Origin of the sequence: Rhizobium sp. RU36D, from assembly GCF_900176345.1 — a bacterium.
Taxonomy (GTDB): Bacteria; Pseudomonadota; Alphaproteobacteria; order Rhizobiales; family Rhizobiaceae; genus Allorhizobium.
The window spans coordinates 71,617-90,958 of record NZ_FWXU01000025.1; the positions used below are offsets into that span (position 1 = coordinate 71,617).

20 protein-coding genes are annotated in these 19,342 nt (G+C 61.9%); 11 read left to right on the forward strand and 9 right to left on the reverse strand.

Features of this window, described 5'->3' with window-relative positions:
* Positions 1–121: 121 nt before the first annotated feature.
* The 5 genes from B9A97_RS23670 to B9A97_RS23690 form a co-directional block, all read right to left on the reverse strand.
* Positions 122–1,192: a M48 family metallopeptidase gene (locus B9A97_RS23670; RefSeq protein ID WP_084368283.1), complete on the reverse strand. Its 1,071-nt coding sequence runs from the start codon at positions 1,190–1,192 to the stop codon at positions 122–124.
* Positions 1,182–2,258, reverse strand: coding sequence for a YjgN family protein (locus B9A97_RS23675; RefSeq protein ID WP_084368284.1), 1,077 nt, complete (start codon positions 2,256–2,258; stop codon positions 1,182–1,184). Before B9A97_RS23675 ends, B9A97_RS23670 begins: the two co-directional genes overlap by 11 nt.
* Before the next feature lie 118 nt (positions 2,259–2,376).
* Positions 2,377–2,769, reverse strand: coding sequence for a GFA family protein (locus B9A97_RS23680; protein ID WP_084368285.1), 393 nt, complete (start codon positions 2,767–2,769; stop codon positions 2,377–2,379).
* Positions 2,770–2,880: 111 nt separating this feature from the next.
* Complete coding sequence (locus B9A97_RS23685; RefSeq protein WP_084368286.1) at positions 2,881–4,377, reverse strand: CoA-acylating methylmalonate-semialdehyde dehydrogenase; 1,497 nt, start codon at positions 4,375–4,377, stop codon at positions 2,881–2,883.
* Positions 4,378–4,503: 126 nt separating this feature from the next.
* A complete protein-coding gene (locus B9A97_RS23690) occupies positions 4,504–5,436 on the reverse strand; it encodes an NAD(P)/FAD-dependent oxidoreductase (RefSeq protein WP_084368287.1) in 933 nt (310 codons plus the stop codon).
* 124 nt (positions 5,437–5,560) lie between these two features.
* Here B9A97_RS23690 and B9A97_RS23695 point away from each other — a divergent pair, with 124 nt between their 5' ends.
* Both B9A97_RS23695 and B9A97_RS23700 read left to right on the forward strand, forming a co-directional pair.
* Positions 5,561–6,004 (forward strand): Rrf2 family transcriptional regulator, encoded by a 444-nt coding sequence (locus B9A97_RS23695; protein ID WP_084368288.1) that lies wholly within the window; start codon positions 5,561–5,563, stop codon positions 6,002–6,004.
* Between the two features lie 115 nt (positions 6,005–6,119).
* Entirely contained in the window at positions 6,120–7,001 is an 882-nt protein-coding gene (locus B9A97_RS23700) for a LysR family transcriptional regulator (RefSeq protein WP_084368289.1), read from the forward strand.
* Between the two features lie 31 nt (positions 7,002–7,032).
* On the opposite strand, the gene B9A97_RS23705 is transcribed toward B9A97_RS23700, so the two are convergent.
* The 4 genes from B9A97_RS23705 to B9A97_RS23720 all read right to left on the reverse strand — a co-directional run bounded on the left by B9A97_RS23705 (position 7,033) and on the right by B9A97_RS23720 (position 9,761).
* Positions 7,033–7,452, reverse strand: a complete 420-nt coding sequence (locus B9A97_RS23705; RefSeq protein WP_084368290.1) for a GFA family protein — start codon at positions 7,450–7,452, stop codon at positions 7,033–7,035.
* 23 nt (positions 7,453–7,475) lie between these two features.
* Entirely contained in the window at positions 7,476–7,940 is a 465-nt protein-coding gene (locus tag B9A97_RS23710) for an SRPBCC family protein (protein ID WP_084368291.1), read from the reverse strand.
* The gene (locus B9A97_RS23715) at positions 7,937–8,266 is read right to left on the reverse strand and encodes an ArsR/SmtB family transcription factor (protein WP_084368292.1); all 330 of its coding nucleotides are present in this window, start codon (positions 8,264–8,266) and stop codon (positions 7,937–7,939) included. The genes B9A97_RS23710 and B9A97_RS23715 overlap by 4 nt, the downstream gene beginning before the upstream one ends.
* 85 nt (positions 8,267–8,351) lie before the next feature.
* On the reverse strand, positions 8,352–9,761 hold the full coding sequence (locus B9A97_RS23720; RefSeq protein WP_084368293.1) for a helix-turn-helix domain-containing protein: 1,410 nt from the start codon (positions 9,759–9,761) through the stop codon (positions 8,352–8,354).
* A gap of 131 nt (positions 9,762–9,892) precedes the next feature.
* Here B9A97_RS23720 and B9A97_RS23725 point away from each other — a divergent pair, with 131 nt between their 5' ends.
* The 9 genes from B9A97_RS23725 to scpA all read left to right on the forward strand — a co-directional run bounded on the left by B9A97_RS23725 (position 9,893) and on the right by scpA (position 18,969).
* Positions 9,893–11,425, forward strand: a complete 1,533-nt coding sequence (locus B9A97_RS23725) for an acyl-CoA carboxylase subunit beta (RefSeq protein ID WP_084368294.1) — start codon at positions 9,893–9,895, stop codon at positions 11,423–11,425.
* Between the two features lie 12 nt (positions 11,426–11,437).
* Positions 11,438–11,674, forward strand: a complete 237-nt coding sequence (locus tag B9A97_RS23730) for a DUF4160 domain-containing protein (RefSeq protein ID WP_084368295.1) — start codon at positions 11,438–11,440, stop codon at positions 11,672–11,674.
* A complete protein-coding gene (locus tag B9A97_RS23735; RefSeq protein WP_084368296.1) occupies positions 11,655–11,939 on the forward strand; it encodes a DUF2442 domain-containing protein in 285 nt (94 codons plus the stop codon). The genes B9A97_RS23730 and B9A97_RS23735 overlap by 20 nt, the downstream gene beginning before the upstream one ends.
* Before the next feature lie 118 nt (positions 11,940–12,057).
* A complete protein-coding gene (yghU, locus tag B9A97_RS23740) occupies positions 12,058–12,966 on the forward strand; it encodes a glutathione-dependent disulfide-bond oxidoreductase (protein ID WP_084368297.1) in 909 nt (302 codons plus the stop codon).
* Positions 12,967–12,978: 12 nt separating this feature from the next.
* A complete protein-coding gene (locus B9A97_RS23745) occupies positions 12,979–13,356 on the forward strand; it encodes a hypothetical protein (RefSeq protein WP_084368298.1) in 378 nt (125 codons plus the stop codon).
* Positions 13,357–13,360: 4 nt separating this feature from the next.
* Positions 13,361–13,774 carry a hypothetical protein gene (locus tag B9A97_RS23750; protein ID WP_084368299.1) on the forward strand — a complete coding sequence of 138 codons (414 nt, stop codon included), beginning with the start codon at positions 13,361–13,363 and terminating at the stop codon, positions 13,772–13,774.
* Positions 13,775–13,902: 128 nt separating this feature from the next.
* Positions 13,903–14,484 carry an HXXEE domain-containing protein gene (locus B9A97_RS23755; RefSeq protein WP_084368300.1) on the forward strand — a complete coding sequence of 194 codons (582 nt, stop codon included), beginning with the start codon at positions 13,903–13,905 and terminating at the stop codon, positions 14,482–14,484.
* A complete protein-coding gene (locus B9A97_RS23760; RefSeq protein WP_084368301.1) occupies positions 14,481–16,490 on the forward strand; it encodes an acetyl-CoA carboxylase biotin carboxylase subunit in 2,010 nt (669 codons plus the stop codon). Before B9A97_RS23755 ends, B9A97_RS23760 begins: the two co-directional genes overlap by 4 nt.
* A 343-nt stretch (positions 16,491–16,833) precedes the next feature.
* Complete coding sequence (gene scpA, locus B9A97_RS23765; protein WP_084368302.1) at positions 16,834–18,969, forward strand: methylmalonyl-CoA mutase; 2,136 nt, start codon at positions 16,834–16,836, stop codon at positions 18,967–18,969.
* Positions 18,970–19,342 lie beyond the last annotated feature (373 nt).

Below are 19,342 nucleotides of genomic sequence, written 5' to 3' on the forward strand. Positions count from 1 at the left end.
TGAGTTAATTGAGCGTATAAATAATCACATTTTATTTGAATACTCGCAGACACTGCCGGCGGGCGGCTCGCGTCGCTTGGCGCAGGCTGTGACCTTCCCGAGGCAATCTTCGAAGACGGTGCTACTTCACCTGCTGCCGCTCTTTCAGCAGCGTCGCATAGTCATCGATCGCCTTGCGGCGCTCCGGCGTTCCCGGATGGGTGGAGAACATCGAGGTCTCGCTCTTGTCGCCCAGCTTTTTCTCCAGCACCGCGAAGAAGCGACCGACCGCGGTCGGATCGTAACCGGCCTTGGACATCAGTTCCACCGAGGCCCTATCGGCCTCGCTTTCGGCATCGCGGGAATAGGACAGCGACACGAGGGCCGCGCCGTTGGTCAGGATGTCCTCGCCGGCCGAGCCGATATCGCCCGCGATCAGCATGATGAGAGCGGCCGTTCCCGCCGCCCGATAGAGCTGCCGCAGCGAATGGTCGTGGTCCACGTGGCCGATCTCATGGGCCAGCACGCCGAGCAGCATCTCGGTGTCCCCATCAGCCATCTCGATCAGTTCGTCGGTGATCACAAGGGTGCCGTCTGGCAGGGCAAAGGCATTGGGACCGATGAAGCCGCCGCTGCGGAAATTCAGCGTATAGCCGAACGGCCCGCGCTCGGCATTGGCGGCCAATTCCTGAAACTTCGTCTTCAGTTCCCTCTGTTTGTCTTCAGGCAGCTTGCTGGGCGAAAACACCGCCTGATCCATGGAGGAGAGCGTGCCGGACGCCATCATCTCGGTGGCGACAGGCGGCGTTACCCAGATCGCGACCTCGACCAGCGCCGGCACCGCATAGCGGTAGATAAGCCCTGCCAGCAGGAAGACCGCAAGTGCGAAGCCGATGAGACGGGGATGAAATTTCTCCAGCCCATGGATAACGCCCATCCGGTTGGCGCGGTGACCCTTGAGATAGGCGTCCACGGCATCGTTATCAGGCGTTTCGAACATCGAGCCATCGGCAAAGCTGATGCGCCTGGGAATACGCCCGACGCGATCGGAAACCTCGATCTGCGCTAGATCTCCCGCCACCGCCGGTTCCGGCTGGTCGCCAAGCATGACGGAGAGACGGCGGCCCGACGCGACCAGGGTGGCCGGCAGGCTTCGGCTGGAGCCTGGGGGGTGCCAGTGACCTGTCGCGATGGAGCCGTCCTCAGAAGCCAAAGTCGAAGCCTTCCATATCAAGATATTCGGCGGTCGCCGCCGCGCCGCTCGCCTGCATCGATGCGACGATCTCGCCCATATCGCCCTGGATTGTGATGCCAGCATGTTCGACCTTGTAGCGATGCTCGCGCACCGCCGCCCAGGGGCGCATCAGGCCAAGCGTCAGGATTGTCACCACGAGGTTGGACAGCACGATCCAGAAATAGCGCATCCGCCCCATGTCGGAATAGAGCTGGTGGCGTCCGTCCAGGAGCGTTGCACACATGACCACGTTGCGCACGCCGATCTTGTAGAAGATCGAGATGACGGCATAGACGATGAAACCGAGGATCAGGAAGCCGTAGATGCCGGTTATCATCAAGGCAACCAAGACCTCTTCACCGGGATCCTCGGGCATTCCCTGCGCGCTGGCGACATAGATGAACACTCCGACAATGCCGACGATGACGGCACCCACCACGGCCATCAAGGCCGGCAGGATCCAGACCGCATAGATGCGGCCAACGGCGATATCGAGACTGAAGGCACGGTCGCCATAGCGCAGGTTGTTGAACACGTAGCGATAGAGCCAGCGGCTGGCGAAGGGCGCCAGGATGCCGAAGCTGATGAAGGCCACCAATCCGCCGAGGATGACAGCAACGAAAGCGCCCCAGGGTTTGCCGACGAAATCGAAGCGAATATTGCGATAGCTGGTGACGCGCGCCGAAAACCGCAGGCCCCGCGAGATCAGCCAGGGCAGCACGGCGAGGATGATGAGCGGGAAGACGAAGGCCAGCGGCGGAACGATGGATGTCAGGATGTTGACCGCGAAGAACAGGCCGAACACGATGACGCGGCCGATGAAGATCTGCTTGCCCTTGGCGTGGTAGTCGAAAGAGTGTTCGGCGACAAAGGTATTGCCGTAGAAATAGCGATTGCGCCGCACCTTGGCCCAGGCCGAATAGATGCCGACCGTCACGATGGTCAGCAGCACGTTGACGATCCAGATCCCGAAATATTCCTTGGCGTTGCCGCGAAATTCACCGCGGAACAAACGATCCCCACGCTCCGAAACATCCTGTTGCATACACTATCCCTCACGAAATCAAATCTGCGCGTCGCTTTTCCCCCTGGGCGCAGAGACATAGTGATCACGAGACCGTGACCCGCTCAAGTATCTTTGCAGATTTCCCGTGAATAAGGTTTCAGGTCTCGCGGATTTCGACGCACCACCATTTCGGCCTGCCGCCTTTATAGGAGTGATAGGTTGGCCTCAGATCTGCAGCGCTATTTTTGTCAAAGCAGCCCAAGAGCAGCGCAATGGTCGGCTGGTCGTCCAGGGCCCCGAGCGAGGAGCCGCAAGTGCCGCAGAACGCCCGCGACGAGATATCGGAGGAGCGCCAGGTTGACGGGGTGCCCGCCGGCCCAACCCATCGGACGGCATCCCTAGGGAATTCGACCCAGGGCGCCGTCAGGCTGCCCGTGTGGCGTTGGCACATCTTGCAGGAACAGGTGTGCGGACGCGCAGCCGGCGCATCGGCCTCGAAGCGAATGGCGCCACAAAGGCAGCCACCCGTATGGATTTTGCGCTTCGCCATGTTCGCCCCTCCCCAGGATCGAACCTAGCAGAGCGTGAACGTTAGACAAGACAACGCCACCCTGCCTTGTCGACAGGGTGGCGCCAATATCTGCGTCTGAACCTTGGTCGATCACTTCATCGTCGGGATGACGAATTCGGCGCCGTCCTTGATGCCCGAGGGCCAGCGGCTGGTGACCGTCTTGGTGCGGGTCCAGAACTTGATCGAATCGGGACCATGCTGATTGAGATCGCCGAAGGACGAAGCCTTCCAGCCACCGAAGGAGTGGTAGGCGAGCGGAACCGGGATCGGCACGTTGACGCCGACCATGCCGATATTGATGCGGCTGGTGAAATCGCGGGCCGCATCGCCATCGCGGGTATAGATCGCGACGCCATTGCCGTATTCATGCTTCATCGGCAGGGCGAGCGCATCCTCGTAGTTCTTGGCACGCACGACCGAGAGAACCGGTCCGAAGATCTCGGTCTTGTAGATGTCCATGTCGGGCGTGACATTGTCGAACAGGCAGCCGCCGACGAAATAGCCGTCCTCATAGCCCTGGAGCTTGAAGTTGCGGCCATCGACCACGAGCTTGGCGCCTTCCTCGACACCGCGATCGATCAGGCCGAGAATGCGGGTCTTGGCTTCCTTGGTGACGACGGGGCCGAGATCGGCCTTCTCGTCATTATAGGGGCCGATGCGCAGACCCTCGACCATGGGCGTCAGCTTCTCGATCAGACGGTTGGCGGTCTCCTCGCCGACCGGGACGGCAACCGAGATCGCCATGCAGCGCTCGCCGGCCGAGCCGTAGCCAGCGCCGATCAGGGCCTGGGCGGCCTGGTCGAGATCGGCATCAGGCATGATGATCATGTGGTTCTTGGCACCGCCGAAGCACTGGGCGCGCTTGCCGTTCATCGCCGCCGTGCCATAGACATAGCGCGCGATCGGGGTCGAGCCGACGAAGGAAACAGCGCCGATATCGGGATGCGTCAGGATCGAATCGACAGCGCCCTTGTCGCCGTTGACGACGTTGAGGATGCCCGCCGGCAGGCCGGCCTCGATCATCAGTTCGGCAAGCCGGATCGGCAGGGACGGATCGCGCTCGGACGGCTTCAGGATGAAGGCGTTGCCGCAGGCGATCGCCGGGGCAAACATCCACATCGGGATCATGCCCGGAAAGTTGAACGGCGTGATGCCGGCGCCGATGCCGACGGGCTGGCGGATCGAATACATGTCGATATTGGGGCCGGCGCCTTCGGTGAATTCGCTCTTGGAGAGGTGCGGAATGCCGATGACGAATTCGCAGACTTCAAGCCCGCGGATGATATCGCCCTTGGAATCCTCAATGGTCTTGCCATGCTCCCTGGAGAGCATTTCAGCGAGTTCCGCCATGTTGTCGTTCAAGAGCTGCACGAACTTCATGAAGACGCGGGCGCGGCGCTGCGGATTGGTCGCCGCCCAGGCCGGCTGCGCGGCCTTGGCGTTCTGCACGGCGGCGTCGAGTTCCGCAGCACTTGCCACAGCAACCGTCGCCTGGACTTCGCCCGTCGCGGGATTATAGACATTGGCGGTGCGCCCGCTGGTGCCGGCGACCTGCTTGCCGCCGATGAAATGGCCGATTTCACGCATGGATGTGCCTCCTCAGATTTTGATTGGTGGAGGCACAATCCCACCACGGCGGCGACAAAGCAATGTCGCGGGATTGGCAACCGTTGTGCAGAAATCGAACAACGATTGCCGTTTGTCGAACCTTTGCTACGCGCGAGCGCACAATCTTGGCTCGCCCTCGGCTTCAGCGTGGATCAGCGAAAAATGCGCTCCGCTGGCGGCTCGGACACCAGAACCGCTGGCCAGCGTGGCATTGTGCATGACGCTAGCCGCATCTCCTGCCGCAAACACGCCCGGGCGGCTTGTCTGCGCCATCTGATCGACGCGAATAAATGCGCCTGTCGGGCCATCCTCCAGCTCCAAACCGAGATCGCCGGCCAGCGTGCCAAAGAGACTGGTCTTCGGCTGGACAAACAGGCCGACAATGGGCGTCAGGCGACCGTCGGCCAGACGCGCGGCGCTCAGCGCACTCTCCTCCCCTACGAGCTCAACCACCGCCGTGGTCTCCACCGCAACACCGCGATTGACCAGCCGAGCACGTTCGGCGTCATCCAGATCCATCCCCTCTGTGAGAAACAGGGTGGTCGGTCCCCAATCCGGCAACAGCAGGGCCTGATGCAGCCCCACCTTGTTCGTCAGAAGAATGCCGAGCGGACCGCCACCCATCTCGAAACCGTGGCAGTAGGGGCAATGCGCCACCGACTGCCCCCAGCGTTCCGTCAGGCCGGCGACCTCGGGCAGTGAGTCCTTTACGCCTCCCGCAAGGATGAGCCTTGCGCCCGTCACCCTATCGCCGGAGGCCAAGGCCACCGAGAAACCCTTGTCCAGCGGCTCTGCCGAAAGCACTTCGTCCTGTCGCAGTTCGAAACCAGGATAGCGTTGCAGCTGATCAATCCCCGTCTGGCGGATCATGGCCGGCGGCCTGCCGTCTTGCCCAAGAAATCCATGAGATGCGTGGGCAAAGCGGTTACGCGGCTTGGCGGCATCGACAACAAGCACGCGCCGACGGCCGCGTACAAGCTGCATGGCTGCGGACAAGCCGGCAAAGCTACCGCCCACGATCACGACGTCAAATTCCATGAGATCACTCCTTTTATGTCTCGCAACTTATTAAGTTACGATATCTGATGAGTCAATCTCATGCAACTTAACTTGTTGCGTGATGACATCAGGGCTATACAGCGGAAAACAAGGAGTGCCATCGATGCGCGGAGACAGCCGACTGTCGAGAATGCTGCATGTGCTGATCCATCTGGGTCGCCATAGCCCCGTGATGACCTCGGAGGCGATTGCCGCGATTTTGACTACCAACCCGGTCGTGGTTCGCCGCACCATGGCGGGCCTAAGGGACCGCGGCTATGTGCAATCGGAAAAAGGCCATGGCGGCGGCTGGAGCCTTGTCGTGCCGCTGGAGCAGATCAGCCTGCTGGATGTCTACGAGGCCTTGGACAGGCCACCGATGTTTTGCCTCGTTCCCTCGGACGACCATGCCGAATGTCTCGTGGAAAAGGCCGTCAATGCGGCGCTTGAACAGACCCGGATGGAAGCGGAAGCGCTGATGCTACAGCGCTTCGGCGCGATCAGGCTGTCGGATATCGCCAGCGACTTCGAGCAGAGGATGTCGGCGCTAGTTCATCCGGGGCATTGATCCTATCGTGAATTGCCGCCATTTTTGCCGCACGTTGTGCAAATTTCGAAACATGCAATGATAATCGGCCACAAAACCAAAGCCCGAGCGCTCCCATGAAGCAAAGACCCGCGCCATGAACTGGGATGACGTACGCATGTTTCTGGCCGTCGCGCGTGCCGGACAGTTTCTCGGCGCGGCGCGGCGGCTTGGGGTGAACCATGCGACGCTGTCGCGGCGGGTGGCGGCGCTGGAGCAGTCGCTCGGCAGCGCGCTTTTGCGGCGGCATACCAGCGGCTGCGAGCTGACGCCCGAGGGTGAGGTGTTCCTGGCGGCGGCGGAGCGCATGGAAACCGAAATGCTGTCGGCCCAGTCGCAGATTGGCCGGATCGATGGCGCCGTGGCCGGCACGGTGCGTATCGGTGCGCCCGATGGCTTTGGCGTGGCCTTCCTGGCGTCACGCCTGGGTCGTCTCACCGAGCGATTTCCCGACCTCAAGATCCAGCTCGTGCCCGTGCCCCGCGCCTTCTCGCTGTCGCAACGTGAAGCGGATATCGCGATCACCATCGAGCGGCCGGAACAGGGCCGGCTGGTCTCGGCCAAGCTCACCGACTATCGGCTCGGCCTCTACGCCGCGCGGGACTATGCCAAGCGCTTCGGCCTGCCCGAGACGATCGAGGCGCTGGCCATCCATCGCCGCATCGGCTATGTCGAGGACCTGATCTTCTCGGCCTCACTGAACTATACCGGCGAGGTGATGCGGAACTGGGATGCCGGTTTCGAGATCTCCAGCGCGATCGGCCAGACGGAAGCCGTGCGGGCGGGCGGCGGCATCGGCATCCTGCACACCTATATCGCGCGACAGCACCCCGAACTCATCCGCGTGCTGCCCGACATCTCCATCGCCCGCGCCTACTGGACAACCTATCACGAGAATGCCCGCGCGTTGCTCAGGGTGCGCACCGTGGTGCAGTTCCTGCAGGAGGTCGTCAGCGAGGAGCGCGCGACGTTTTTGTAAAGTCGGTGCGGTTTCGTGTGGTTGCGGACGCTCAGGCCATCGCGGGCGGCATTTGATCGAATTTGGTCAGAGCTTCATCCACGCGGTCCCACGGTTGCGCGGCATCGGCCCAGACCACGATCTGCGGAGCATAGCGTTCTGGCTCGTCAAGGCTTGCTGCGCGGACGGCAATGAAATTCGGCATGTCAGGAAAGACGGTATAAACGGGAGAGCCGCAGGTCGGGCAAAAGGCGCGGCTCTTTCGGGTGCCACCATCCCCCACCATGTCCCAGGTGTTGCGCGGGCCATCTATGGTCACCTGAGCGCCCATGAAGGCAAGATTTGAGGCGTGACCAGTTCCGCTGTCCCTTTGGCATTGGCGGCATTGGCACTCCACCATGGCAACCGGCTCGCCCCCTACTTCGTAACGGAGTGCTCCACAGGCACAGCCCCCGCGATACGGTTTCGACATCGCATTCTTCTCCGTTTCAGGATTTACTCGGTCTCGACCACCACGCCAGCCAGTCGTGGCATGATGACTTTCCAGCCATTGCCCATGTTGGTGAAGGCAATTTCGTTCTTTGGAAGTTCGAAGCCCGAATGGACGAGGCGCAGGCGGGTGCCCTCACCGGCGGGTTCCAACGTGAAGGTCACGACCGTGTCGAGCCTCGAACCATAGCCGCTGTTGCCCACGTCTCCGCCACGCCAGGCATAGGAAAAGCGGCGGTTCTCCACGACCTCCAGCACCTCGCAATGAATAGTGCCATCCCACGCTCCGGCGGGTTTGGTTTTGTAGGTAAAGCGGTTCCCGACCACGGCCTCGAAACCTTCTGGCTGCATCAACCATCTCGAGATGATCACGCCCGTCGTCAGCGCCCGCCAGATAACCTCGGGCGCATGGGCAAATACCTCTTCCACCACAATCTCGCGGGCTGCCATCGATACTGCTGTCTCTGTCATGGATCGATATCCTTCAGGATTGCTCTGAGATTGCCGAAGCGTTCGCGCCAGAAGATGCCGTAATGGCTCATCCAGTCGAACAGGGGCTGAAGCCCTTCCGGACGCACGCGGTAGTATGTGTTGCGGCCTTCGGGTCGCTCCGCCACGAGACCCGCCAGTTTCAAGGTCTTGAGGTGCTGGGACACGGCGCCCTGGGTCACACCGCTGTCGCGGGTCAGTTCCACCACGCTCATCTCCTCGGCGCCGGCAAGGCGCTCGTAGAGACTGCGCCGGGTGGGGTCCGACAGGGCGCGCATGACGGTATTGATGGCGGTTGTTTCAATCATGCGATAATCATTAGCGTCGACTATTCAATGAGTCAATACTAATGATTTTGACTGCGGTCGAAAATGCGGGGCAAACGGCCGCCCGCTATTCGATCCGGTACGGGGTCGCCCGGCGGATATCGTGATTGACCACGAGCTTGCGTTTCAGCGGCGGGATGGCGCGGCTGGCGCAGTTGGGGCGCTCGCAGATGCGGCAGGAGATGCCAATCGGGTCATAGGCCGCACGGTTGGTCAGTTCCAGGCCATCGGCATAGACGAACTGGTCGGCATAGGAGATCTCGCAGCCTACGGCCAGGGCATAGCTCGGCTGGGCTGTGCGGAAGCCGCCAACGCCCTTGTTGACCTGGGTGGCGAGGCAGAGATAGCGCACGCCATCGGGCGTTTCAGCCAGCTGCCGGATGATCCGGCCGGGCATTTCAAAGGCCTGGTGCGCATTCCACAGCGGACAGGCAGCGCCGAAACGGGCAAATTGCAGCCGCGCGGCGCTGTGGCGCTTGGTGATGTTGCCGGCCCGGTCGATGCGGGCAAAGAAGATCGGAACGCCCTTCTGGCCCGGCCGCTGCAGGGTCGACAAGCGGTGGCAGACCTGTTCCAGCGAGGCGCCGAAACGGGCCGCCAGCAGCTCCAGGTCATGGCGCAGCTCGCGTGCCGTCTGCTGGAAGATGCCGTAGGGAAGGATCAGCGCCCCTGCGAAATAGTTGTGCAGGCCGATGCGACAGATCTCATAGGCTTCCTCCGAGCGGAACCCGGCACCCCTGGCCAGCTTGTCGACGAGAGTTCCCGCATGCAGTTGGGCAATCTGCAGGGCGATCTGGAAATCTCGCGTCGGCGCGGAGGCATAGCGGCTCAGCGTGAGGATGCGGGCCTTCGGATCGAAGCGCCTGACGGCATCGTCGGCCGGATCACCCCTGACCACCCTCACACCGTGGGTCTTTTCCAGATAGCCTGTCAGCGCTTGATGGTTTTCCCCATCGCCGATGCCGAGCCTGCCGGCCAGCGCTTCGGCCTCCCGGTCAATGTCGTGGATGTAGTTGTCGACGAAGTGGAAGAAGTCGCGAACTTCTTCATAGGGCGTCGGCTCCAGCGGCGTGGTGCCGCCCATGCGGTCGTCGAAGCTTGCCAGCTGCTCATTGCTGCGGCGATAGGCTTCGTGCGCGCGGATCAGCGCCAGCGCCATGCCGGGCGCGTTCTGGGTCACCAGCTTGAGTTCCTGCAGGCCCGGCGAATAGCTTTCAAACAGGGGATCGCTCAGCGCCTCCGTCAGCGCCGACAGCAGCCGGTCGTTCTGGCCGGAGGAAAGCTCCGCTATGCCGATCTGGAATTTCTCCGCCAGCGCCAGCAGAACCCCGGCCGAGACCGGCCGCTGGTTGTTTTCGATCTGGTTGAGATAGCTGGTGGAGATGCCGATCTTCTCGGCAAATTGCGCCTGCGTGGCCTGGCTCGCGAGCCTGAGATCGCGAACCTTGCGGCCGATGAAGAGCTTGCCTGTCGCCATTCGCTTTTTCGCAATTTCGAGTTTGCAATTTTATAAATCCGCAAACATGCGCGTTCAATCATTTTCTTTGCAAGTCGTCGGGTTTAAAGGCAGTTTCGGGTCAGCAGAGAAAGACCGCCAGGGGAGGCCCCATGCACACGATACTTGACCAGCTCGCGGAACGCCGCCGAGAAGCCCATATGGGCGGCGGCGAAAAGCGCATTGCCGCCCAGCACGCCAAGGGCAAGCTGACGGCGCGCGAGCGCATCGACGTGCTTCTGGATGAAGGCTCGTTCGAGGAATACGACATGTATGTCACCCACCGGGCGGTGGATTTCGGCATGGCGGAGCAGAAGATCGCCGGCGACGGCGTGGTGACAGGCTGGGGCACGATCAATGGTCGCCAGGTCTATGTCTTTAGCCAGGATTTCACCGTGCTCGGCGGCTCGCTGTCGGAAACCCATGCGCAGAAGATCTGCAAGATCATGGACATGGCGCTGAAGAACGGCGCCCCCGTCATTGGCCTCAATGATTCTGGCGGCGCGCGCATCCAGGAAGGTGTCGCCTCGCTGGCCGGCTATGCCGATGTGTTCAAGCGCAATGTCGATGCATCGGGCGTCGTGCCGCAAATCTCCGTCATCATGGGTCCCTGCGCCGGCGGTGCTGTCTATTCGCCGGCCATGACCGACTTCATCTTCATGGTGCGAGACAGCTCCTACATGTTCGTCACCGGCCCCGACGTGGTGAAAACCGTGACCAACGAGATCGTCACCGCGGAAGAGCTGGGCGGCGCCGGCACGCACACCAAGAAATCCTCTGTCGCCGATGGCGCCTATGAGAACGACATCGAGGCGCTGGAGCAGGTGCGGCTGTTGTTTGATTTCCTGCCGCTCAGCAACCGGGAGAAGCCGCCGGTGCGGCCGTTCCACGACGATCCCGCGCGCCTCGAAAACCGCCTGGATACGCTGATCCCCGACAGTTCCAACAAGCCCTATGACATGAAGGAACTGATCTACGCCCTGGCCGACGAAGGCGATTTCTTCGAGCTGCAGGAGGCCTTTGCCAAGAACATCATCACCGGTTTCATCCGCATGGAAGGCCAGACCGTGGGCGTGGTGGCCAACCAGCCGATGGTGCTGGCCGGCTGCCTGGACATCGACTCGTCGCGGAAAGCGGCCCGTTTCGTGCGCTTCTGCGATGCCTTCTCGATCCCGATCCTGACGCTGGTGGATGTGCCCGGCTTCCTGCCCGGCACGGCGCAGGAATATGGCGGCGTCATCAAGCATGGCGCCAAGCTCTTGTTCGCCTATAGCCAGGCGACCGTGCCGATGGTGACGCTCATCACGCGCAAAGCCTATGGCGGCGCCTATGACGTGATGGCGTCAAAACATATCGGCGCCGACATCAACTATGCCTGGCCGACGGCAGAAATCGCCGTGATGGGCGCGAAGGGCGCGACCGAAATCCTCTATCGCTCCGAGCTTGGCGACGCGGAAAAGATCGCAGCCCGCACGCGGGAATATGAGGTGAACTTCGCCAATCCCTTCAAGGCCGCCGAACGGGGCTTCATCGACGAGGTGATCATGCCGCATTCCTCCCGCCGGCGGATCGCCCGCGCCTTTGCCAGCCTTCGGAACAAGCAGGTGGGAACGCACTGGAAGAAGCACGACACGATACCGTTGTGAGGAGTGGGCGGCATGCCGACCCTACTTTTGTGGAAGGGACATCGGTTCCTGTTCTATTCCAAGGAAATCGGAGAACCGCCGCATATCCACGTCCTGAAGGACGGGAAGCAGTTGAAGGTCTGGTTGTCGGATTTGCGGGTCGCTCGAAAGGCCGGCTTCGCCGCTCACGAAGTGAATGATATTCTGAAGGTCGTCGCCGAGAACCGGCAATTGTTTCTGGAGGCATGGCATGACTACTTTGGACATTGATGACAGGCAGTTGCAGGTGTCCGGCGTCGATGTCGACGACCACGCCATCACCTTCAAAATGGCCGACGGTCGCCGGATCGAGGCGCCCTTGTGGTGGTATCCGCGACTTCATGCGGCATCACCTGAGCAGCGCCGCCGCTGGGAAATCCTTCCCTTTGGCGATGCCGTGGGTTGGGAAGACATCGACGAGTATATCAGCGCAAAGGCCCTCATCGTTGGCGGAGCCTCCCCCGGCGCCAAGCCACCGGCGGAGGCCGCTGAATAATTTTGAATGCTGCATCAAAAGGAATTGTGGCAAACGCGTAAATCGCTATCACCGACCTATGTTAGGGTCACGTGCTCGCGAAGCGCGCTAAACCTCACGATCCAAGGACACGTTTTTCATGACCGACAAATCCCCCGAGAACAACTTCCCCGCCGGCTACCTGCCTCCCGAGGTCTGGACCTGGGAAGCCGGCAATGGCGGCCAGTTCGCCAGCATCAACAGGCCGACCGCTGGCGCGCAGACCACCAAGGAATTGCCGGTCGGCAAGCATCCGCTGCAGCTCTATTCGCTGGCCACGCCAAACGGCCAGAAGGTCACGATCATGCTGGAGGAGCTTCTGGCGGCGGGCCATACCGGCGCGGAATATGATGCCTGGCTGATCAAGATCGGCGATGGCGACCAGTTCGGCTCCGGCTTCGTCGGGGTCAACCCGAATTCCAAGATCCCGGCCATGATGGACCATGCGCCAAAGGATGGCGGCGAGCCGATCCGGCTGTTCGAATCCGGTTCGATCCTTACCTATCTGGCCGAGAAGTTCGGCGCCTTCCTGCCGACGGATGCGCGCGCCCGAGCCGAGGCGATGAACTGGCTGTTCTGGCAGATGGGCTCCGCTCCCTTCGTCGGCGGCGGTTTTGGCCATTTCTATGCCTATGCGCCGATCAAGATCCAATATGCGATCGATCGCTATGCCATGGAAACCAAGCGCCAGCTTGACGTGCTGGACCGCAACCTGGCCGACCGCCAGTTCGTGGCCGGCGATGAATACACCATCGCCGACATGGCCATCTGGCCCTGGTATGGCAAGCTGGCGCTGGATCAGTCCTATCCCAATGCCGGCACCTTCCTGCAGACGGGCAAGTATACCAACGTTCTGCGCTGGGCCAAGGAATTGGCGGCGCGCCCTGCCCTGAAACGCGGCATCATCGTCAACAAGGCCAACGGAGCTCCCTCCGAACAGCTGCATGAGCGTCACGACGCCTCCGATTTCGAGACGAAGACGCAAGACAAGATCGCCGCCAAGGCTTGAGGAGACCAAGGGATGGCCAGACCGCCCGAAATGACGAAACACAAGGGCTTTCCCTCGGGATTGCCGGGCCATGGCCATCACTTCACCATCCGTCGTGCAAACGAGAAAGGGGCAACGCCGCTCAAGGCGTTGACCCGGCTCGCCCGCCCCGGCACGCTTGAGGCCAAGGTGGATGCGGCCTTCCTGCATGCGCTGTGGCACCATTTCGGTGACCAGCCCTTCGAACGCGGCAATCTCGATGCAGGGCGACTGAACCTCCTGTTCGGCCGCGAGGTGGTGCCGGCCGAGCATCCCTTCGACCCGACGTCTTACGAGGCGCTGCTGAGGATCGATGAGAAGGTCGGGCGCAAGAATTTTCCGGATGCCTTCGACGACGTGTTCGAGGTTTGACGCGATGGCCAAGGAACCGCTGATGCCCAAACACCAGGGCTTCCCCCTGGGTCTTCCCGGAACCCAGTGGCAATATACCATCCGCCGCGCCAATCCCAAGGTGACGCCGGTGACGAACTGGCCGCGTCACCGCACCATGGATCCGAGCGTGGCGCTGGCCGATATCGGCTTTGTCCAGGCGCTCTGGCAGTTCTTCGGCACCGAACCCTTCGAGCGCGGCAATCTCGATGGCGAGCGCCTCTGCCGGCTGTTCGGCCGCGAGGTGATTGCCGCCGAACGCGGATTTGATCCGCAATCCTATTTCGCCAAGCTGAAGCTCAACGAACCGCTGGCGCGCAAGAATTTCCCGGAAGCCTTTGGCGAGGTGAAGGACGAGCAGAGCGTGGCGAAGGGCGTGAAGAAGAAGGCGCGGGAATAGGGTCGCGCAAACGTGTGTCGCAGGTTTGCGATCACGACATGCCGAGAAAAACAAGGACTGAAGCGAAAAGCGCATCTGAAGGATCGCGACAGGCTTTGGCGGGATAGAGGATGGGCGGGAGGCAAGCGATGCTGCAACGGCTTTATGGCAACTGGGTGTATGGCGGCATGCTTGCCGGCATTCTCCTGCTTTGCCTCACGCCGTTGCTGCTGTCGGGCTGGTCGCTGGCAATGATCGCGGTCTTCCTTCAGCTACCTGTGTATATGCTGCATCAATATGAGGAGCATGACGCCGGGCGCTTCGGGCAGTTTATCAACTCAGAAATCGGCGAGGGCCACACCGTCCTGTCCGACGCGGCCATCTTCGTCATCAATGTCCCTGGCGTCTGGGGTATCAATGCGCTCTCGCTCTGGCTCGCCGCCCTGTTTGGCGCGGGCTTCGGACTGATCGGCATCTATCTGACGCTGGTCAATGCTCTGGTGCACCTTGCCCCGGCCATCCGGATGCGGATGTACAATCCCGGCCTCGTCACTGCCGCCGTCCTCTTCCTGCCCGTCGGCATCTGGGCACTGATTGCGGTGTCCGCCGCGCCTGGCGTGACCGTGGCTCACCACGCGCTCGGCTTGGCCAGCGCCCTCTTCATTCACGCGGCCATCGTGGCCCATGTCTTCAGAAACCGTCGTCAATACCGGGGAACAGCCGTCCGATGATCAAGAAAATCCTCATCGCCAACCGTGGCGAAATCGCCTGCCGGGTCATCAAGACGGCCAAGAAGATGGGCATCAAGACGGTTGCCGTCTATTCCGATGCCGACCGCAACGCGCTGCATGTGGCGATGGCGGACGAGGCCGTGCATATCGGGCCGGCGCCGTCGAACCAGTCCTATATCGTCATCGACAAGATCCTGGATGCGATCCGTCAGACCGGCGCCGATGCTGTCCATCCGGGCTATGGCTTCCTGTCGGAAAATGCGGCCTTTGCCGAAGCCCTGGAAAAAGCCGGCGTGACCTTCATCGGCCCGCCGGTTGGCGCGATCCAGGCCATGGGCGACAAGATCACCTCGAAGAAACTGGCGGCCGAGGCCGGTGTTTCCACCGTTCCGGGCCATATGGGCCTGATTGCCGATGCCGACGAGGCGGTGAAGATTTCCGATCAGATCGGCTATCCCGTGATGATCAAGGCCTCTGCCGGCGGCGGCGGCAAGGGCATGCGCATTGCCTGGAATGCGGAGGAAGCCCGGGAAGGCTTCCAGTCCTCGCGCAACGAGGCGAAGAACTCCTTCGGCGACGACCGCATCTTCATCGAGAAATTCGTCACCGAGCCGCGCCATATCGAAATCCAGGTGTTGGGCGACAAGCACGGCAACACGCTCTATCTCGGCGAGCGCGAATGTTCGATCCAGCGGCGCAACCAGAAGGTCATCGAGGAGGCCCCCTCGCCCTTCCTCGACCCGGCGACCCGAAGGGCCATGGGCGAGCAGGCCGTCGCGCTGGCAAAAGCCGTGGGCTACCATTCCGCCGGCACGGTGGAGTTCATCGTCGACGGCAAGCAGAACAAGTTCTACTTCCTTGAGATGAACACCCGCCTGCAGGTGGAACATCCCGTTACGGAACTGGTCACCGGGCTCGATCTGGTCGAGCAGATGATCCGCGTCGCCTCGGGCGAAAAGCTCTCCTTCGGCCAGGATGACGTCAAGCTTGAGGGCTGGGCGATCGAGAGCCGGCTTTACGCCGAAGACCCCTATCGCAACTTCCTGCCCTCGATCGGTCGCCTCACCCGCTACCGTCCGCCCATCGAAGGCACGCTCGACGACGGCACCGTGGTGCGCAACGATACCGGCGTTTTCGAGGGTGGCGAAATCTCGATGTATTACGACCCGATGATCGCCAAGCTCTGCACCTGGGCTCCCGATCGTTTGACCGCAATCGACGCCATGAGTGCGGCGCTCGATAATTTCGAGGTGGAGGGCATTGGCCACAACCTGCCTTTCCTGTCGGCTGTCATGAACCAGGACCGCTTCCGTTCCGGCAAGATCACGACCGCCTATATTGCCGAGGAGTTCAGGCAAGGCTTCACCGGCGTTGCGCCGACAGAAGCGGACGCCCGGAAGCTCGCGGCGATCGCCACCGTCATCAACCAGGTGATCCAGGAGCGGGCGGTCAAGATATCCGGCACGATCGACAACCACCGCCGCAAGGTCGGCCATGACTGGGTGGTGGCGCTGGCCGGCCAGGAGTTCGCGACCACACTCACGTCAGGCACCGATAGCGCTGAGGTTTCCTTCGGCGATGATGGCGCGCTTTCCGTGACAGGCAGCTGGCTGCCGGGCCAGAGCCATGCCGTGTTCACGGTCGACGGCCAGCCGGTGGGTGTGAAGATTGACTTGAAGGGTGCGGCCATCCGGCTGCGCTGGCGCGGCATGGACGCATCCGCAAGAGTACGCAGTCCGCGCGTCGCCGAGCTTGCCCGCCTCATGCCCCAGAAGGCGCCGCCGGATACCTCGAAGATGCTGCTCTGCCCGATGCCGGGCGTGATCACCTCGGTATCGGTCAAGGAAGGCGACACTGTCGAGGCCGGCCAGCCGCTGGCCACCGTCGAGGCGATGAAGATGGAGAATATCCTGAAGGCCGAACGCCGCGGCGTGGTGAAAAAGATCGCCGCCAAGGCCGGGCAGAGCCTGGCGGTGGACGAGTTGATCATGGAGTTCGAGGGGTGAGGGTGCGGGCGACATACACGGGTGGGTTTTGTGTGTGGATGCCCCCCTCTGTCCTGCCGGACATCTCCCCCAAAAGGGGGGAGATCGATGTGCGGCAAGCACCTGCCTCTTTTTCAACCTTGCGAGTAGGGCCGAGCGGCTTCGCTGAAATGATCTCCCCCCTTGTGGGGGAGATGTCCGGCAGGACAGAGAGGAGTACCGCGATTACAGACCATACCGAGCCTTCTTTGTGGCCAGGCGCTCCGATTGAGCCTTCAAGAATAGCGCGGGGCCGAAACTCCGTCTAACAGACCTCCCTCGGCGAACCGCCGAAAAGCGCAGCCTTCACGATAGGATCGCACCGATGACCAACAAAACCATCGCCGACTGGGAATCTCTGGCGAGCAAGGAAATCAAGGCTTCGCCGGAGACGCTGACCTGGCACACGCCTGAGGGCATTGCTGTCAAGCCGCTCTATACGGCCAAGGATCTGGAGGGCATCGAGCATCTCGACAGCCTGCCGGGCTTTGCGCCTTTTGTCCGTGGGCCGCGCGCAACGATGTATGCGGGCCGCCCCTGGACGATCCGGCAATATGCGGGGTTTTCGACGGCCGAGGAGAGCAATGCCTTCTATCGGCGCAACCTCGCCGCCGGGCAGCAGGGCGTGTCGGTTGCCTTCGACCTTGCCACCCATCGCGGCTATGACAGCGACCATCCGCGCGTAGAGGGCGATGTCGGCAAGGCGGGCGTGGCGATCGACAGCGTCGAGGACATGAAGATCCTGTTCGACGGCATTCCGCTGGACAAGATCTCGGTGTCGATGACCATGAACGGCGCTGTGATCCCGATCCTCGCCAATTTTATCGTCGCCGGAGAGGAACAGGGTGTGTCGCGCGCTCTGCTGTCGGGCACCATCCAGAACGACATCCTCAAGGAGTTCATGGTCCGCAATACCTATATCTATCCGCCGGAACCATCGATGCGGATCATCGCCGACATCATCGAATGCACGGCCAAGGAAATGCCGAAGTTCAATTCGATCTCCATCTCCGGCTATCACATGCAGGAAGCCGGCGCGACGCTGGTGCAGGAACTGGCCTTCACGCTGGCTGACGGCCGCGAATATGTGCGCGCGGCGCTGAAGAAGGGGCTGAATGTCGACGATTTCGCCGGGCGCCTCTCCTTCTTCTTCGCCATCGGCATGAATTTCTTCATGGAGGCCGCCAAGCTGCGCGCCGCCCGCCTGCTCTGGACGCGCATCATGCAGGAGTTCGAGCCGAAACAGGCATCCTCGCTGATGCTCCGGACCCACTGTCAGACCTCCGGCGTGTCGCTGCAGGAGCAGGACCCCTATAACAACGTCATCCGCACGGCCTATGAGGCGCTGTCGGCCGCGCTTGGCGGCACGCAGTCGCTGCATACCAATGCGCTTGATGAGGCGATCGCCCTGCCGACCGACTTCTCGGCGCGCATCGCCCGCAATACCCAGCTCATCCTGCAGAACGAGACCGGTGTGACCAAGGTGGTCGATCCGCTGGCCGGCTCCTATTATGTGGAGAGCCTGACCAAGGAATTGGCGGACAAGGCCTGGGCCTTGATCGAGGAGGTCGAGGCCATGGGCGGCATGACCAAGGCTGTTGATGCCGGCCTGCCCAAGCGGCTGATCGAGGAGGCCGCAACCCGACGCCAGGCCGCCGTGGACAAGTGCGAGGAGATCATCGTCGGCGTCAACAAGTTCCGCCTCAATGACGAGCAGCCGATCGACATCCTCGAAATCGACAATTCCGCCGTGCGTGCCTCCCAGGTCAAGCGGCTGGAGCAGATCCGGCGCCAGCGCGACCCGAAAACGGTCGAGACAACGCTTGCCCGCATCACCGAGATCGCCCGCAGCGGTGACGGCAATCTGCTGGCCGCTGCCGTCGAAGCGGCACGTGCGCGCGCGACGGTCGGCGAGATCTCCGATGCCATGCGCGCCGTGTTCGGCGACCATGTGGCTGTGCCGCAGGTCGTGACGGACATTTACGGCAAGGCCTATGAGGGCGACCCGGAGATGGCGACGCTATCAGACCGGCTGAAGCAATATCAGCAGGCGAAGGGCGCCGCCCCGCGCATTCTCGTGGCCAAACTCGGCCAGGATGGGCACGACCGCGGCGCCAAGGTGATCGCTTCCGCCTTCGGCGATATCGGCTTCGATGTGGTGGCCGGCCCGCTGTTCCAGACGCCTGATGAGGCTGCCGATCTGGCGATCAAATCCAAGGTGCAGATCGTCGGCATGTCGTCGCTCGCCGCCGGCCACAAGACGCTGGCGCCGCAGCTCGTAGAGGCACTGAAGGCCAAGGGCGCCGACGACATCATCGTCGTCGTCGGCGGCGTCATTCCGCGGCAGGATTACGACTACCTGCTGGAGCACGGCGTCTCCGCCGTCTTCGGCCCCGGCACCAATGTCATGGACGCCGCGCGCTCTGTGCTCGACCTCGCGGAGGGACGGTTGCGGAACTGAGCGTGTTGCGGCTCTAGCTGTAGGGCACAGTGCGGATGTTACCCCTCTGTCCTGCCGGACGTTCGGCATTGCAATCGATTCACTGGATCGATTGCTCGGCTACGCCGACCATGCCTCACCCCCCTCAAGGGGGGAGATCGGCTGGGGGCGGCCGTTCAACACATAATTCGGATGGTGCAAAGGCGCCAACTTCTCAGGCTAAACCCTCGCTCAATTATGGAGCTTCTATGTCGTTTCGAGAAGACGAGCGGCTTCCCCAATCTGATCTCCCCCCTTGAGGGACCGTTGCATAAAGCCGAGTTTTTGGGATTTTGGTTTTTGCAGACGGCGGTTCTGTGGCCCGGCTGTTGTTTTGCCGGGCATTTGGGGTGTT

Coding starts and splice junctions, on each gene's coding strand:
- B9A97_RS23705 (WP_084368290.1), bottom strand. CDS start 7,452: ATGTCGAAACCGTATCGCGGGGGCTGTGCCTGTGGAGCACTCCGTTAC.
- B9A97_RS23730 (WP_084368295.1), top strand. CDS start 11,438: ATGCCGACCCTACTTTTGTGGAAGGGACATCGGTTCCTGTTCTATTCC.
- B9A97_RS23710 (WP_084368291.1), bottom strand. CDS start 7,940: ATGACAGAGACAGCAGTATCGATGGCAGCCCGCGAGATTGTGGTGGAA.
- B9A97_RS23725 (WP_084368294.1), top strand. CDS start 9,893: ATGCACACGATACTTGACCAGCTCGCGGAACGCCGCCGAGAAGCCCAT.
- B9A97_RS23690 (WP_084368287.1), bottom strand. CDS start 5,436: ATGGAATTTGACGTCGTGATCGTGGGCGGTAGCTTTGCCGGCTTGTCC.
- B9A97_RS23695 (WP_084368288.1), top strand. CDS start 5,561: ATGCGCGGAGACAGCCGACTGTCGAGAATGCTGCATGTGCTGATCCAT.
- B9A97_RS23755 (WP_084368300.1), top strand. CDS start 13,903: ATGCTGCAACGGCTTTATGGCAACTGGGTGTATGGCGGCATGCTTGCC.
- B9A97_RS23680 (WP_084368285.1), bottom strand. CDS start 2,769: ATGGCGAAGCGCAAAATCCATACGGGTGGCTGCCTTTGTGGCGCCATT.
- B9A97_RS23735 (WP_084368296.1), top strand. CDS start 11,655: ATGACTACTTTGGACATTGATGACAGGCAGTTGCAGGTGTCCGGCGTC.
- B9A97_RS23750 (WP_084368299.1), top strand. CDS start 13,361: ATGGCCAAGGAACCGCTGATGCCCAAACACCAGGGCTTCCCCCTGGGT.
- B9A97_RS23720 (WP_084368293.1), bottom strand. CDS start 9,761: ATGGCGACAGGCAAGCTCTTCATCGGCCGCAAGGTTCGCGATCTCAGG.
- B9A97_RS23760 (WP_084368301.1), top strand. CDS start 14,481: ATGATCAAGAAAATCCTCATCGCCAACCGTGGCGAAATCGCCTGCCGG.
- B9A97_RS23715 (WP_084368292.1), bottom strand. CDS start 8,266: ATGATTGAAACAACCGCCATCAATACCGTCATGCGCGCCCTGTCGGAC.
- scpA (WP_084368302.1), top strand. CDS start 16,834: ATGACCAACAAAACCATCGCCGACTGGGAATCTCTGGCGAGCAAGGAA.
- B9A97_RS23685 (WP_084368286.1), bottom strand. CDS start 4,377: ATGCGTGAAATCGGCCATTTCATCGGCGGCAAGCAGGTCGCCGGCACC.
- B9A97_RS23745 (WP_084368298.1), top strand. CDS start 12,979: ATGGCCAGACCGCCCGAAATGACGAAACACAAGGGCTTTCCCTCGGGA.
- B9A97_RS23700 (WP_084368289.1), top strand. CDS start 6,120: ATGAACTGGGATGACGTACGCATGTTTCTGGCCGTCGCGCGTGCCGGA.
- yghU (WP_084368297.1), top strand. CDS start 12,058: ATGACCGACAAATCCCCCGAGAACAACTTCCCCGCCGGCTACCTGCCT.
- B9A97_RS23675 (WP_084368284.1), bottom strand. CDS start 2,258: ATGCAACAGGATGTTTCGGAGCGTGGGGATCGTTTGTTCCGCGGTGAA.